Annotated in this window: 1 protein-coding gene (only partly in view); it reads left to right on the top strand. The window is 43.4% G+C overall.

The window, feature by feature from the left end; all coding sequences use genetic code 11:
- A protein-coding gene (locus HME7025_RS09385; protein ID WP_226998202.1) for a T9SS type B sorting domain-containing protein crosses the window boundary here: on the top strand, positions 1 to 18,688 show its beginning. It continues 39,686 nt past the right edge of the window; only the first 18,688 of its 58,374 coding nucleotides appear in the window; the start codon lies at positions 1 to 3; the stop codon falls past the right edge of the window.

Genomic DNA, 18,688 nt, shown 5'->3' with positions numbered 1-18,688 from the left:
TTGTTTACATTAAATTTTAATTTGAGTGCCCAGCGTAGCTTTTCACCTGTAGCTGTTTCTTATTCAAATGCCGCTGTTATGCCATTTGCACAAGATATTTTTGTCAATCATACAGATAGTTTAGATTGTACTTTAGCGAGGAAACGAATATTGAAGGCCAAAAATGGAGTTGATTTTCATCTAAGGTCATTTTTTACGAAGTCCGATTATCAAGATCAATTATTTAAGTTTTTCCCAGGTAAGCATAAGCAAATGGATGCCTCTTTTGTTGAGAAGGCAGAGTCATTAAAAAATTTAGTATTAGGTAACGGATTGTATGTTCCCATTCAATTTGTGAAGTGGGAAAATATGCATGGCGCCATGGCTAGTTATAGTTCCATTGGTCCTGATGGTCGGCCACGTATTTACATGAATAAAGAATATTCGGAAGGTCAAGGTAATTTTTTATACCCTGATGCCACGGATACGCAGTTGATTTCCTTGTTATTTCAAGAATACGGGCACGCGATAGATGATTATTTAAATGGTTTAGATGACTCCCCTGGTGATGAAGGGGATTTGTTTGCTACACGAGTTTTGAAACTAGACGTAACCGAAAGGTACGTCGAAACTGTTTTGGTACGTAATGACCATAATAAAATTAAGGTTGACGGTAAAGATATTTTTGTAGAAGATGCTGGGGTGTATTTGTTAGAGGCTTGGCCTGCTACAACTGCATCAGGTGGAGGAACTACTTGGACAACGGGAGCTGCAAAATCTACCAATACACCTTTGCGATTACAGACGACAACGGTTGCTAATGCTTGGAGTGCTACAGCTGGGTCCATTACAGCAACATTCTTTGATGGAGTAACATCCATCGCTGGTGTTGTTAATTATTCCATGACTGCCGCTACACCTGCTAACTCTGTTTTAGGTTTTTTAACTGGTGGCTCAGGAACAGCAGGTTATTTATTGGAACTTCCTAATTCCACTACCACCTTAGCTGCGAGTACAGCCTATACATTTGCCAATAATTCAGAAGGAACCATTGTTCATGGATTTTCTGCTGCTATTGGGGTGGGATCGACTTTGCTTTTAACAAATACAAGTAGAGTTGCAGGAGTTACTACCACCTTAACGGCGCAATCTAAAAACACAGCTAATACCAACGTTAACGGTATTACAGCGACCTTTAGTTCAACCTCCGGAACAGCTATTATTACAGGAACCAACCCTGGTACTACTGCTGGATCGGGTGGTAATACGGGTAAAGCGGCTGTTACGGTATCCGATACGAATGATGGAACAACCGTCTTTAATTGCGAATTGAAAAATGCAGTAGGTTGGTATGTGATTGAAACAGTCAACTTAACTGTAACAACAGGTACGGTTTCTAAATTTAAAATAACAGGAACGGGTACTCAAACTGCAGGAGGTAGCCAGACCATTACTATAACCGCTCAAGATACTTACGGGAACACCGCAACAACCTACACGGGTGCTAAAAACTTAACGTATTCAGGAGCTAATAGCTCTCCTAGCCCAGCAACAGCACCTACCGCTCAGAATAGTTCGGCTGTAGATACAAACTTTGGTTCTACTACGACAGATGATTTTACCTCTGGGGTAGCTACTACAACCTTGAAATTATATAATGCCGAAACGGCCTTGATTGCTGTTACTGATGGTACCCTATCAGCTACAGGATCAGATAGATTATCTATTGTGGTTAGTCCATCAACCATGACGAAGTTGTCTACTAGTATTGCGACACCTCAAACGAATGCAACAGCTTTTACAGGTACGAATACGTTAACAGCCTTGGATGCCTACGGAAATACCGTTACAAGTTTCGATGCTTCCGCCAATAATATTACAGTAACTAATACCTTAGGTGGTACAGTAAGTAGTTTAGGTTCAGGTGCCAATAACGTGCTGAATCAAGCTGGTGATTTTACAAGTGGAGTGGCTGATTTAACGGCTCAAGGGATGACTTATACGGGTACTAGTGGAACTGGTACATTTACTTTTACGCCAGCTTCAGGTACAGCTATCACTAGTGGATCTATCGTGGTGAATCCAGGAGCAGCAACTAAATTAGTTATTACAGGTTCTAGTACTCAAACTGCAGGAAATAGTCAAAATATTACTTTGACGGCATATGATGTTAGTGGAAATGTGGCAACATCCTATACCGGTGATAAAACTTTAACTTTTTCGGGTGCGAATTCATCTATAAATCCAGCAACGAATCCAACTGTAACGGATAAGAATACAACTGCCATTATTTTTGGAACAGGAACAGTGATTACCTTCACCAATGGTGTGGCATCTTCTGTTCCAATGTCCTTGTACAAGGCTGAATCAGCCGTTGTGGCAGTGACCGACGGTAGTATTTCGGCAGCTGGCGCAGATCGCTTGACAGTAGCTGTGAGTGCAGCCGCCTTCGATAAATTGGTTGTGAGCTTAACAAGTCCACAGATCAATGGCACAGCCTTTACAGGAACGAATACCTTAACAGCGCAAGATGCTTACGGAAATACGGTAACAACTTTTGCAGCTAATACGAATAATGTAACGGTAACGACAAGTTTAACAGGAACAGTAAGTGGTTTAGGATCAGGAGTTAACAATGTATTGAACCAAGCCGGAGATTTTGTTAGTGGAGTAGCGAACTTAACAAGCTTAGGCTTGAAGTTCACAGGAACTTCAGGAGCAGGAACCTTTACCTTTACTCCAGTATCTGGAACGGCTGCTACTAGCTCTAGTGTCACTGTCAACCCCGGAGCTGCTACTAAATTAGTCGTTACTGGAACTGGCACCCAAACAGCAGGTGGTAGTCAAACCGTAACGGTTACCGCACAAGATGCGAGTGGTAATACGGCAACAACATATACAGGAGCAAAAAATATCACATTCAGTGGAGCGACGGCATCATCGAGTCCTGTAACAAATCCAACAGTAGCAGCTACGAACTTTGGTACAGCGACTAGCTTGACCTTTACGGCAGGTGTGGCAACAGGATCTATGATCTTGTACAAAGCAGAATCGGCAACAGTGAATGCGACTGATGGAACGATCAACTCGAATACTGGAGGAACTTTGAACGTAACGGTGAGTGCATCTACGATGACGAAGTTGGCGGTGAGCTTAACGAGTCCACAGATTAATGGTACTGCTTTTACAGGAACGAATACCTTGACAGCACAAGATGCTTATGGAAATACGGTAACAACTTTTGCAGCTAACACGAATAACGTAACGGTTACAACAAGTTTAACAGGAACAGTAAGTGGTTTAGGATCAGGAGTTAACAATGTATTGAACCAAGCGGGAGACTTTGTTAGTGGAGTAGCGAACTTAACAAGCTTAGGCTTGAAGTTCACAGGAACTTCAGGAGCAGGAACATTTACCTTTACTCCAGCATCTGGAACGGCTGCTACTAGTTCAAGCATTACTGTCAATCCAGGAGCAGTTACTCGATTGGTGGTAACAGGAACAGGAACCCAAACAGCAGGAGCGAGTAATTCCATTACGATTACGGCTAAAGATGCTAGTGGTAATACAGTAACTACTTATACAGGCTCTAAGAATTTAACATTCTCAGGAGCAACGAGTTCAACAGCCCCTGTAACCACGCCTAAGGTAACCAACAGTTCGGCTACAGATATTGCTTTTGGAACAGCAACAGCTTTGACATTTGCATCAGGTGCTGTAACGACCAACATGAAGTTGTACAACGTGGAATCAGCTGTAGTGGCAGTGACCGACGGAAGTATTTCAGCAGCAGGCGCAGATCGCTTAACGGTAGCTGTGAGTGCATCGACGATGACGAAATTGGCGGTGAGCTTAACGAGTCCACAGATTAATGGCACAGCCTTTACAGGAACGAATACCTTGACGGCACAAGATGCATACGGAAATACGGTAACGACTTTTGCAGCTAACACGAATAATGTAACGGTTACAACAAGTTTAACAGGAACGGTAAGTGGTTTAGGATCAGGAGTTAATAATGTATTAAACCAAGCGGGTGATTTTGTTAGTGGAGTAGCAAACTTAACAAGCTTAGGTTTGAAGTTCACAGGAACATCTGGAGCAGGAACATTTACCTTTACTCCAGCATCAGGAACAGCAGCTACTAGTTCAAGCATTACAGTAAGTCCAGGAGCAGCTACTCGATTGGTGGTAACTGGAACAGGAACCCAAACAGCAGGAGCGAGTAATTCCATTACGATTACGGCTAAAGATGCGAGTGGTAATACTGTAACCACTTATACAGGCTCTAAGAATTTAACATTCTCAGGAGCAACGAGTTCAAGTTCACCTGTAACTACGCCTAAGGTAACCAATAGTTCGGCTACAGATATTGCTTTTGGAACAGCAACAGCCTTGACATTTGCATCAGGAGCTGTAACGACCAACATGAAGTTGTACAACGTGGAATCAGCTGTAGTGGCAGTGACCGACGGAAGTATTTCAGCAGCAGGTGCAGATCGCTTAACGGTCGCTGTGAGTGCATCGACGATGACGAAATTGGCGGTGAGCTTAACGAGTCCACAGATTAATGGCACAGCCTTTACAGGCACGAATACCTTAACAGCACAAGATGCTTACGGAAATACGGTAACAACTTTTGCAGCTAACACGAATAACGTAACGGTAACAACAAGTTTAACAGGAACGGTAAGTGGTTTAGGATCAGGAGTTAATAATGTATTGAACCAAGCGGGAGACTTTGTTAGTGGAGTAGCGAACTTAACAAGCTTAGGCTTGAAGTTCACAGGAACTTCAGGAGCAGGCACCTTTACCTTTACTCCAGTATCTGGAACAGCAGCTACTAGTTCAAGCATTACAGTAAGTCCAGGAGCAGCTACTCGATTGGTGGTAACAGGAACAGGCACCCAAACAGCAGGAGCGAGTAATTCCATTACGATTACGGCTAAAGATGCTAGTGGTAATACAGTAACAACTTATACAGGCTCTAAGAATTTAACATTCTCAGGAGCAACGAGTTCAACAGCCCCAGTAACCACGCCTAAGGTAACCAACAGTTCGGCTACAGATATTGCTTTTGGAACAGCAACAGCTTTGACATTTGCATCAGGAGCTGTAACGACCAACATGAAGTTGTACAATGTGGAATCAGCTGTAGTGGCAGTGACCGATGGTAGTATTTCAGCAGCTGGTGCAGATCGCTTAACGGTAGCTGTGAGTGCATCGACGATGACGAAGTTAGCAGTTAGCTTAACGAGTCCACAAATTAATGGCACAGCCTTTACAGGAACGAATACTTTAACTGCACAAGATGCTTACGGAAATACGGTAACAACTTTTGCAGCCAATACGAATAATGTAACGGTAACAACAAGTTTAACAGGAACGGTAAGTGGTTTAGGAAGTGGAGTTAACAATGTATTGAACCAAGCTGGTGATTTTGTTAGTGGAGTAGCGAACTTAACAAGCTTAGGCTTGAAGTTCACAGGAACATCAGGAGCAGGAACATTCACTTTCACGCCAGCATCAGGAACAGCAGCTACTAGCTCTAGTGTCACTGTCAATCCAGGAGCAGCGACTAAATTAGCTGTCACAGGAACTGGAACCCAAACTGCAGGAGGTAGTCAGACAGTAACTGTTACAGCACAAGATGCGAGTGGCAATACAGTAACCACTTACACAGGAGCTAAAAACATTACATTCAGTGGAGCGACTGCATCATCAAGTCCTGTGACAAACCCAACAGTAGCAGCTACGAACTTTGGTACAGCGACTAGCTTGACCTTTACGGCTGGTGTGGCTACAGGATCGATGGTCTTGTACAAAGCTGAATCTGCAACGGTGAATGCGACTGATGGAACAATCAACTCGAATACAGGAGGAACATTGAACGTAACGGTGAGTCCATCGACGATGACGAAATTGGCGGTGAGCTTAACGAGCCCACAGATTAATGGAACAGCCTTTACAGGAACGAATACCTTAACAGCTTTGGATGCTTATGGTAACACAGCTACAGGATTTAGTGCTGCAGCAAACAACATTACAGTAACAACGACCTTAACTGGTGCTATATCTGGATTATCAGGAACAAATAAATTAAGTAGTGCAGGCGACTTTACAAGTGGAGTAGCCAACTTGACTAGTTTAGGTTTAACATTTACAGGAACCACAGGTGCAGGAACATTTACCTTTACTCCAGTATCAGGAACAGCTATTACTAGTTCAAGTGTAACGGTCAATCCAGGAGCTGCTACTAAATTAGTAGTAACAGGAACTGGTACTCAAACAGCAGGTGGTAGTCAAACCGTAACTATTACAGCACAAGATGCGAGTGGCAATACGGCAACAACATATACAGGAGCAAAAAATATCACATTTAGTGGAGCGACTGCATCATCAAGTCCGGTGACAAACCCAACAGTAGCAGCTACGAACTTTGGTACAGCGACAAGCTTGACCTTTACGGCGGGTGTGGCTACAGGATCGATGGTCTTGTACAAAGCAGAATCGGCAACAGTGAATGCGACTGATGGAACGATCAACTCGAATACTGGAGGAACCTTGAACGTAACAGTGAGTCCATCGACGATGACGAAATTGGCAGTGAGCTTAACGAGTCCACAGATTAATGGCACTGCCTTTACAGGAACGAATACCTTGACGGCCCAAGATGCTTATGGAAATACGGTAACGACTTTTGCAGCTAACACGAATAACGTAACGGTTACAACAAGTTTAACAGGAACGGTAAGTGGTTTAGGTTCAGGAGTTAACAACGTATTGAACCAAGCTGGTGATTTTGTTAGTGGAGTAGCGAACTTAACGAGCTTAGGCTTGAAGTTCACAGGAACATCGGGAGCAGGAACATTTACCTTTACCCCAGCATCAGGAACAGCAGCTACTAGCTTTAGTGTTACTGTTAATTCAGGAGCAGCGACTAAATTGGTAGTAACGGGAACTGGCACCCAAACAGCAGGAGGTAGTCAAACTGTAACGGTTACAGCGAAAGATGCGAGTGGCAATACAGTAACAACATACACAGGAGCAAAAAATATTACATTCAGTGGAGCGACTGCATCACCAAGTCCGGCTACTACACCAACGGTAGCAGGCACAAACTTTGGCACAGCAACTAGCTTGACCTTTACAGCAGGTGTGGCTACAGGATCGATGGTCTTGTACAAAGCAGAATCTGCAACAGTGAATGCGACTGATGGAACGATCAACTCGAATACTGGAGGAACCTTGAACGTTACAGTGAGTCCATCGACGATGACGAAGTTGGCTGTTAGTTTAGCTACCCCTCAGATCAATGGCACAGCCTTTACGGGCACGAATACCTTAACAGCGCAAGATGCTTATGGTAATACAGCTACAGGATTTAATGCATCTACCAATAATATTACAGTTACAAGTACCTTAACTGGAACGATTAGTGGTTTAGGAAGTGGAGTTAACAACGTATTGAATCAAGCGGGCGACTTTAGTAGTGGTGTGGCTGATTTGACTGCTTTGGGAATGACATATACAGGTACTTCTGGATCAGGAACTTTTACATTTACACCAGCTTCTGGAACAGCGATTACGAGTTCAAGTAGAACGATTTCTCCAGGAGCAGCTACAAAATTGGTCATCACGGGTTCTGCTACTCAAACAGCAGCAGCCAGTAATTCAATTACGATTACAGCTAAAGATGTTAGTGGTAATACGGCTACTACATATACGGGCACTAAATCTCTAACTTTTTCTGGGGCTAATGCTTCTTCAAATCCATCTACTACGCCTAAAGTAACAGATAGCTTTGCCACTGATATGTCTTTTGGTTCAGCTACCAATTTGAGTTTTACATCTGGTGCGGTTACTACAAGTATGAAGTTGTATAAAGCAGAATCTGCTTTAGTTGCAGCGACTGATGGTACCATTTCTGCTGCTGGGGCTGATCGTTTGTCGGTTTCTGTCAGTGCATCTGCCATGACGAAATTGGCGGTGAGCTTAGCGAGTCCACAGATTAATGGCACTGCCTTTACAGGAACGAATACCTTAACAGCACAAGATGCTTACGGAAATACGGTAACTACTTTTGCAGCTAATACAAATAATGTAACAGTAACAAGTACGTTAACAGGAACGATTAGTGGATTAGGTTCGGGAGTTAACAATGTATTGAACCAAGCTGGCGATTTTGTAAGTGGAGTAGCAAACTTAACGAGCTTAGGCTTGAAGTTCACAGGAACTTCAGGAGCAGGAACATTTACCTTTACTCCAGTATCTGGAACAGCTGTTACTAGCTCAAGTATTACCGTTAGTTCAGGAGCAGCGACTAAATTAGTCGTTACAGGAACAGGAACCCAAACAGCAGGTGGTAGTCAAACCGTAACAGTCACTGCGAAAGATGCGAGTGGAAATACGGCAACTACATATACAGGAGCAAAAAATATCACATTCAGTGGAGCAACTGCTTCGCCAAGTCCAGCAACGACCCCAACGGTAGCAGCCACGAACTTTGGTACAGCAACTAGTTTGACCTTTACTGCTGGCGTGGCTACAGGATCGATGGTCTTGTACAAAGCAGAATCGGCAACAGTGAATGCGACTGATGGAACAATCAACTCGAATACAGGAGGAACATTGAACGTAACTGTAAGTCCAACTTCCTTCTCTAAATTGGCGGTAAGCTTAACAAGTCCTCAGATCAATGGCACAGCCTTTACAGGAACCAATACCTTGACAGCACAAGATGCTTATGGTAATACTGTGACCTCTTTTGCAGCCAATGCAAACAATGTTACGGTAACAAGTTCTTTAACAGGAGCTATTACTGGATTATCTGGAACGAATAAATTAACTAGTGCTGGCGACTTTACAAGTGGGGTAGCCAACTTGACTAGTTTAGGTTTAATATTTACAGGAACCACAGGTGCAGGAACATTTACTTTTACTCCAGTATCAGGAACTGCGGCTACCAGCTCAAGCATTACGGTAAGTCCAGGAACAGCTACTAAATTAGTAGTTACAGGAACAGGAACTCAAACAGCAGGAGGGTCACAGACAGTAACTGTTACAGCACAAGATGCGAGTGGTAACACAGCAACAACATACACAGGTGCTAAAAATATCACATTCAGTGGAGCGGCGGCATCATCAAGTCCGGTGACAAACCCAACGGTAGCCGCTACGAACTTTGGCACAGCAACTAGCTTGACCTTTACAGCAGGTGTGGCTACAGGATCCATGGTCTTGTACAAAGCAGAATCGGCTACAGTGAATGCGACTGATGGAACGATCAACTCGAATACAGGAGGAACATTGAACGTAACGGTTAGTCCATCTACGATGACGAAATTGGCGGTGAGCTTAACAAGTCCTCAGATTAATGGCACAGCCTTTACAGGAACCAATACCTTAACAGCTCAAGATGCTTATGGTAATACTGCTACAGGATTTAGTGCAGCAGGAAACAACATTACAGTAACAACTACATTAACAGGAGCAATCACAGGATTATCTGGAACAAATAAATTAACTAGTGCAGGCGACTTTACGAGTGGTGTAGCGAATTTAACAAGCTTAGGCTTGAAGTTCACAGGAACATCAGGAGCAGGAACGTTCACTTTTACTCCAGTTTCAGGAACAGCTGTTACTAGCTCTAGTGTCACTGTTAATTCAGGAACAGCGACAAAATTAGTAGTAACTGGAACAGGAACTCAAACAGCAGGTGGTAGTCAAACTGTAACTGTTACTGCACAAGATGCGAGTGGTAATACGGCTACGGGTTACACGGGAGCAAAAAATATCACATTCAGTGGAGCGACTGCATCATCAAGTCCGGTGACAAACCCAACGGTAGCCGCTACGAACTTTGGTACAGCAACTAGCTTGACCTTTACAGCAGGTGTGGCATCAGGATCTATGGTCTTGTACAAAGCAGAGTCAGCTACGATTTCTGCAACAGATGGAACGATTTCATCCACAGGAGGTGATCGATTAGCTGTTACAGTTAGTCCAGCGTCTGTAAGTAAATTTGGATTAAATTTGGCTGTATCTCAAACCAATGGTGTTAGTTGGACAGGAACTAATACCTTAACAGCTCAAGATGCTTATGGAAATACGGTAACAACCTACGATGCAAGTTCTAACTCAGTTACTGTTACAAATTCATTGGGTGGTGTGGTTAGTGGATTAGGAAGTGGTGTTAATAACGTATTGAACCAAGCAGGTGATTTTGTTAGTGGAGTTGCTAATTTAACAAGTCTTGGAATTAAGTATACTGGTGTTACTGGTACAGGAACCTTTACCTTCACGTCTACTACGGGTGGAATAACAGGTAGTGACGTGGTATTAATTAATGCTGGTGTTGCAACAAGATTAGTTGTTACAGGTAATAATTCACAGACCGCAGGTGCTACTCAGTTAATTACGATAACTGCCAAAGATCTTAGTGGCAATACCGATTTAACTTATACCGGAAGTAAAACATTAGTATTTTCAGGTGCCAATAGTTCTACAAATCCTTCTACAAGTCCAACTGTGGGAGCTATTAATTTTGGATCTAATACGAGCTTAACCTTTACCAATGGTGTAGCTACAGCAAATTTGATTGTTTATAAGTCAGAAAGTGCACAGATTGCAGCGACAGATGGAAGTATATCTTCTGCTGGTGGAGATCGTTTGGCAGTTACAGTGGGTGAATCTACTTACACGAAATTGGCCGTAAGCTTAACGAGTCCACAAACCAATGGTACTGCTTTTACAGGAACCAATATCTTAACAGCGCAAGATGCTTATGGTAATGCTGTTACCAACTTTAATGCAGCAACGAATAATATTACTGTTACTTCAAGTTTGACTGGAACTATTTCTGGTTTCGTCGGGGGAAATGTTATCAATTCGGCTGGTCGATTTGTCAATGGTATAGCAGATTTGACCAGTGTCATGATTTTTACGGGAACTAATGGTTCCGGAACATTCACCTTTACTCCAGCATCAGGAACAGCGATAACTAGTGCTAGTGTCACTGTCAATCCTGGAGCAGCTACTAAATTAGTAGTAACTGGAACAGGAACTCAAACAGCAGGTGGTAGTCAAACTGTAACTGTTACAGCGCAAGATGCCAGTGGCAATACGGCAACAACATATACAGGAGCAAAAAGTATTACATTCTCAGGAGCTTTAGCTTCACCAAGTCCGGCTACAACACCAACGGTAGCAGGCACGAACTTTGGTACAGCAACTAGTCTAACCTTTACTGCTGGTGTGGCTACAGGATCGATGGTCTTGTACAAAGCAGAATCGGCTACAGTGAATGCGACTGATGGAACGATTAACTCAAATACAGGAGGAACATTGAACGTAACGGTGAGTCCAACTTCCTTCTCTAAATTGGCGGTGAGCTTAACAAGTCCTCAGATCAATGGCACAGCCTTTACAGGAACTAATACCTTGACAGCACAAGATGCTTATGGAAATACAGTAACAGGATTTAATGCAAGTACTAATAATGTTACAGTTTCAACATCCTTAACGGGAACAATCTCAGGATTATCAGGAACGAATAAATTAACTAGTGCTGGAGACTTTACGAGTGGAGTAGCCAACCTAACTAGTTTAGGATTGAAATTTACGGGAACTTCTGGTTCAGGAACCTTTACCTTCACTCCAGTGACAGGAACAGCAGTAACTAGTGGAAGTGTAACTGTAAGTCCTGGTGCAGCTACGAAATTTGCCATAAGTATGGTGTCTTTTGTTAATGCAGGTGAATCGAATGGATTAAATTTAACAGCACAGGATGCTAGTGGAAATACAGCAACAACTTATTCTGGTACCAAGAGCATTACTTTTTCAGGAGCTCCAAATTCAACTAATCCTGTAACGGTTCCGTCTGCCAATTTTACAGATTTTGGTACAGCAATTAATGTGACATTCACATCTGGAGTTTCTAGTTTAGTGACTATTAAATTATACAAATCAGGTAACAATAATATTGATGCCACTGATGGAACCATCAATACAAGTGGAGGAGGAACAAAAACAGTTTCTGTAAGTCCAGTTACCTTCTCTAAATTGGCTGTAAGCCTTACAAGTCCACAAACGAATGGCACAGCCTTTACAGGAACGAATACCTTGACGGCCCAAGATGCTTACGGAAATACGGTAACATCTTTTGCAGCTAATACAAATAATGTAACAGTAACGACAAGTTTAACAGGAACTGTAAGTGGTTTAGGAAGTGGAGTTAACAATGTATTAAACCAAGCTGGTGATTTTGTTAGTGGAGTAGCAAACTTAACAAGTTTAGGCTTGAAGTTTACAGGAACATCGGGAGCAGGAACGTTCACTTTCACTCCAGCTACTGGAACAGCAGCGACTAGTTCGTCTGTTACCATCAACTCAGGTGCAGCTACGAAATTAGTAGTGACAGGAACAGGAACTCAAACTGCAGGAGGCAGTCAAACTGTAACGGTTACCGCACAAGATGCGAGCGGAAATACGGCAACGACATACACAGGAGCAAAAAATATTACATTCAGTGGAGCGACTGCTTCACCTAGTCCGGCAACGACCCCAACAGTAGCAGGCACGAACTTTGGTACAGCAACTAGCTTGACCTTTACGGCAGGTGTGGCTACAGGATCGATGATCTTGTACAAAGCTGAATCTGCTACAGTGAATGCGACTGATGGAACAATCAACTCGAATACAGGAGGAACCTTGAACGTAACGGTTAGTCCATCGACGATGACGAAATTGGCGGTGAGCTTAACGAGTCCTCAGATTAATGGCACAGCCTTTACAGGTACCAATACCTTAACAGCACAAGATGCATACGGAAATACAGTTCCAACATTTAGTGCAGCTACAAATAACGTAACGGTTACAAGTACGTTAACAGGAGCGATCACTGGATTATCAGGAACGAATGTATTGAATAATGTATCTGATTTTACTAGTGGAGTAGCGAACTTAACGAGCTTAGGCTTGAAGTTCACAGGAACTTCGGGAGCAGGAACATTTACCTTTACCCCAGCATCTGGAACAGCGGCTACTAGCTCTAGTGTCACTGTCAACCCCGGAGCTGCTACTAAATTAGTCGTTACAGGAACTGGCACCCAAACAGCAGGTGGTAGTCAAACTGTAACTGTTACCGCACAAGATGCGAGTGGTAATACGGCTACTACATATACCGGAGCAAAAAGTATCACATTCAGTGGAGCGACTGCATCATCAAGTCCGGTGACAAACCCAACAGTAGCCGCTACAAACTTTGGTACAGCAACTAGCTTGACCTTTACGGCTGGTGTGGCTACAGGATCTATGGTCTTGTACAAAGCAGAATCTGCAACAGTGAATGCGACTGATGGAACGATCAACTCGAATACAGGGGGAACATTGAACGTAACGGTTAGTCCATCGACGATGACCAAATTGGCGGTGAGCTTAACGAGTCCACAGATCAATGGCACAGCCTTTACAGGAACCAATACCTTAACAGCACAAGATGCTTATGGAAATACAGTAACATCTTTTGCAGCTAATACGAATAACGTAACTGTAACGACAAGTTTAACAGGAACGGTAAGTGGTTTAGGAAGTGGAGTTAACAATGTATTGAACCAAGCGGGTGATTTTGTTAGTGGAGTAGCAAACTTAACGAGCTTAGGCTTGAAGTTCACAGGAACATCAGGAGCAGGAACCTTTACCTTTACTCCAGTATCGGGAACGGCAGCTACTAGTTCAAGCATTACTGTCAATCCAGGAGCAGCTACTCGATTGGTGGTAACAGGAACAGGAACTCAAACAGCGGGAGCGAGTAATTCTATTACGATTACGGCTAAAGATGCGAGTGGCAATACAGTAACCAGTTATACGGGTACTAAAACGTTAACTTTTTCTGGAGCTAATTCTGGAATTAATCCATCTACTCCTCCAAGGGTTGCTAATTTTGTTTCTAGTGATGTATGGTTTGGTTCGGGTACCGATTTAACTTTTAGTTTTGGTTCGGTAACAACCACCATGAAGTTGTATAACGCGGAATCAGCCGTTGTGGCAGTGACCGACGGTAGTATTTCGGCAGCTGGTGCAGATCGCTTGACGGTAGCTGTTAGTGCAGCCGCCTTCAATAAATTAGCGGTAAATTTAACAAGTCCACAGATAAATGGCACAGCCTTCACAGGAACGAATACCTTAACAGCGCAAGATGCTTACGGAAATACAGTAACGACTTTTGCAGCTAATACAAATAATGTAACAGTAACGACAAGTTTAACAGGAACAGTAAGTGGTTTAGGAAGTGGAGTTAACAACGTATTGAACCAAGCAGGAGATTTTGTTAGTGGAGTAGCGAACTTAACAAGCTTAGGCTTTAAGTTCACAGGAACATCGGGAGCAGGAACATTTACCTTTACTCCAGTGTCAGGAACAGCTGCTACTAGTTCTAGTGTCACAGTCAATCCAGGAGCTGCTACTAAATTAGTAGTAACAGGAACTGGTACTCAAACAGCAGGTGGTAGTCAAACCGTAACTGTTACCGCACAAGATGCGAGTGGTAATACGGCTACTACATATACCGGAGCAAAAAGTATCACATTCAGTGGAGCGACTGCATCATCAAGTCCGGTGACAAACCCAACAGTAGCCGCTACAAACTTTGGTACAGCAACTAGCTTGACCTTTACGGCTGGTGTGGCTACAGGATCTATGGTCTTGTACAAAGCAGAATCTGCAACAGTGAATGCGACTGATGGAACGATCAACTCGAATACAGGGGGAACATTGAACGTAACGGTTAGTCCATCGACGATGACCAAATTGGCGGTGAGCTTAACGAGTCCACAGATCAATGGCACAGCCTTTACAGGAACCAATACCTTAACAGCACAAGATGCTTATGGAAATACAGTAACATCTTTTGCAGCTAATACGAATAACGTAACTGTAACGACAAGTTTAACAGGAACGGTAAGTGGTTTAGGAAGTGGAGTTAACAATGTATTGAACCAAGCGGGTGATTTTGTTAGTGGAGTAGCAAACTTAACGAGCTTAGGCTTGAAGTTCACAGGAACATCAGGAGCAGGAACCTTTACCTTTACTCCAGTATCGGGAACGGCAGCTACTAGTTCAAGCATTACTGTCAATCCAGGAGCAGCTACTCGATTGGTGGTAACAGGAACAGGAACTCAAACAGCGGGAGCGAGTAATTCTATTACGATTACGGCTAAAGATGCGAGTGGCAATACAGTAACCAGTTATACGGGTACTAAAACGTTAACTTTTTCTGGAGCTAATTCTGGAATTAATCCATCTACTCCTCCAAGGGTTGCTAATTTTGTTTCTAGTGATGTATGGTTTGGTTCGGGTACCGATTTAACTTTTAGTTTTGGTTCGGTAACAACCACCATGAAGTTGTATAACGCGGAATCAGCAGTAGTGGCAGTGACCGACGGAAGTATTTCAGCAGCTGGTGCAGATCGCTTGACGGTAGCTGTTAGTGCAGCCGCCTTCAATAAATTAGCGGTAAATTTAACTAGTCCACAGATCAATGGCACAGCCTTTACAGGAACAAACACCTTGACAGCACAAGATGCTTACGGAAATACGGTAACTACTTTTGCAGCCAATACAAATAATGTAACGGTAACGACAAGTTTAACAGGAACAGTAAGTGGTTTAGGAAGTGGAGTTAACAATGTATTGAACCAAGCAGGTGATTTTGTTAGTGGAGTAGCGAACTTAACGAGCTTAGGCTTGAAGTTCACAGGAACTACAGGAACAGGAACGTTTACTTTCACTCCAGCAACTGGAACAGCAGCGACAAGTTCAAGCATTACTGTTAATCCAGGAGCAGCTACTCGATTGGTGGTAACTGGAACAGGAACCCAAACAGCAGGAGCGAGTAATTCCATTACGATTACGGCTAAAGATGCTAGTGGTAATACAGTAACAACTTATACAGGCTCTAAGAATTTAACATTCTCAGGAGCAACGAGTTCAACAGCCCCAGTAACCACGCCTAAGGTAACCAACAGCTCGGCTACAGATATTGCTTTTGGAACAGCAACAGCCTTGACATTTGCATCAGGAGCTGTAACGACCAACATGAAGTTGTACAACGTGGAATCAGCTGTAGTGGCAGTGACCGACGGAAGTATTTCAGCAGCTGGTGCAGATCGCTTAACGGTAGCTGTGAGTGCATCGACGATGACGAAATTGGCGGTGAGCTTAACAAGTCCACAGATAAATGGCACAGCCTTCACAGGAACGAATACTTTAACAGCGCAAGATGCTTACGGAAATACGGTAACTACTTTTGCAGCTAATACAAATAATGTAACAGTAACGACAAGTTTAACAGGAACAGTAAGTGGTTTAGGAAGTGGAGTTGATAACGTATTGAACCAAGCTGGTGATTTTGTTAGTGGAGTAGCAAACTTAACGAGCTTAGGCTTGAAGTTCACAGGAACCACAGGAGCAGGAACCTTTACATTTACCCCAGCATCTGGAACAGCAGTAACAAGCGGAAGTGTAACTGTAAGTCCAGGAGCTGCTACTAAATTAGTCGTAACAGGAACTGGTACTCAAACAGCAGGTGGTAGTCAGACAGTAACGGTTACCGCACAAGATGCGAGTGGTAATACGGCAACAACATATACAGGAGCAAAAAATATCACATTCAGTGGAGCGACGGCATCATCGAGTCCTGTAACAAATCCAACAGTAGCAGCTACGAACTTTGGTACAGCGACAAGCTTGACCTTTACAGCAGGTGTGGCTACTGGATCGATGGTCTTGTACAAAGCAGAATCTGCAACGGTGAATGCGACTGATGGAACGATCAACTCGAATACAGGAGGAACCTTGAACGTAACGGTGAGTCCATCAACGATGACGAAATTGGCGGTGAGCTTAACTAGTCCACAGATCAATGGCACAGCCTTTACAGGAACCAATACCTTAACAGCTCAAGATGCCTATGGAAATACCGTTCCAACATTTAGTGCTGCAACAAATAATGTAACGGTAACAACAACATTAACAGGAGCTATCACAGGATTATCAGGAACGGATGTATTGAATAATGTATCTGATTTCACTAGTGGTGTAGCGAATTTAACGAGTTTAGGCTTGAAGTTCACAGGAACATCAGGAGCAGGAACGTTCACTTTCACCCCAGTATCAGGAACAGCAGCTACTAGTTCAAGCATTACTGTCAATCCAGGAGCAGCGACTAAATTAGCTGTCACAGGAACAGGCACTCAAACAGCAGGTGGTAGTCAAACTGTAACTGTTACCGCACAAGATGCGAGTGGTAATACGGCAACAACATATACAGGAGCAAAAAACATTACATTCAGTGGAGCGACTGCATCACCAAGTCCAGCTACGACCCCAACCGTTGCAGCTACGAACTTTGGTACAGCCACTAGCTTGACCTTTACGGCGGGTGTGGCTACTGGATCGATGGTCTTGTATAAAGCAGAATCGGCAACAGTGAATGCGACTGATGGAACGATCAACTCAAATACAGGAGGAACCTTGAACGTAACGGTAAGTCCTTCGACTATGACGAAATTGGCGGTGAGCTTAACGAGTCCACAGATCAATGGCACAGCCTTTACAGGAACGAATACCTTAACAGCCTTGGATGCTTATGGTAACACAGCTACAGGATTTAGTGCTGCAGGAAACAACATTACAGTAACAACTACCTTAACAGGAGCAATCACTGGATTATCAGGAACCAATAAATTAAGTAGTGCAGGAGACTTTACAAGTGGAGTAGCCAACTTGACTAGTTTAGGTTTAACATTTACAGGAACCACAGGAGCAGGAACCTTTACCTTTACTCCAGTATCAGGAACAGCAATTACTAGTTCTAGTGTCACAGTCAATCCAGGAGCGGCTACTAAATTAGTAGTAACAGGAACTGGTACTCAAACAGCAGGTGGTAGTCAGACTGTAACTGTTACAGCGAAAGATGCGAGTGGTAACACAGCAACAACATATACAGGAGCAAAAAACATTACATTCAGTGGAGCTGCTGCATCATCAAGTCCAGTGACAAATCCAACAGTAGCCGCTACGAACTTTGGTACAGCAACAAGCTTGACCTTTACGGCTGGTGTGGCTACAGGATCGATGGTCTTGTACAAAGCAGAATCGGCAACGGTGAATGCAACTGATGGAACGATCAACTCGAATACAGGAGGAACCTTGAACGTAACGGTGAGTCCAGCTTCCTTCTCTAAATTAGCAGTTAGCTTAACTAGTCCACAGATCAATGGCACAGCCTTTACAGGAACAAACACCTTGACAGCACAAGATGCTTACGGAAATACGGTAACTACTTTTGCAGCCAATACAAATAATGTAACGGTAACGACAAGTTTAACAGGAACAGTAAGTGGTTTAGGAAGTGGAGTTAACAATGTATTGAACCAAGCAGGTGATTTTGTTAGTGGAGTAGCGAACTTAACGAGCTTAGGCTTGAAGTTCACAGGAACTACAGGAACAGGAACGTTTACTTTCACTCCAGCAACTGGAACAGCAGCGACAAGTGGATCAGTATCGATCAGTGCAGGAACGGCGACGAAATTAGTAGTAACAGGAACGGGCACTCAAACAGCAGGCAGTCCTCAAACGATTACCGTAACAGCGAAAGATGCTCAAGGAAATACGGCAACAGGGTATACAGGCTCACATAATATTACCT

This window comes from Aquirufa nivalisilvae, from assembly GCF_003143535.1.
Taxonomy (GTDB): Bacteria; Bacteroidota; Bacteroidia; order Cytophagales; family Spirosomataceae; genus Aquirufa; species Aquirufa nivalisilvae.
The sequence above is the reverse complement of the archived record's forward strand: the minus strand, read 5'-3'. Positions and strand labels throughout refer to the sequence as shown.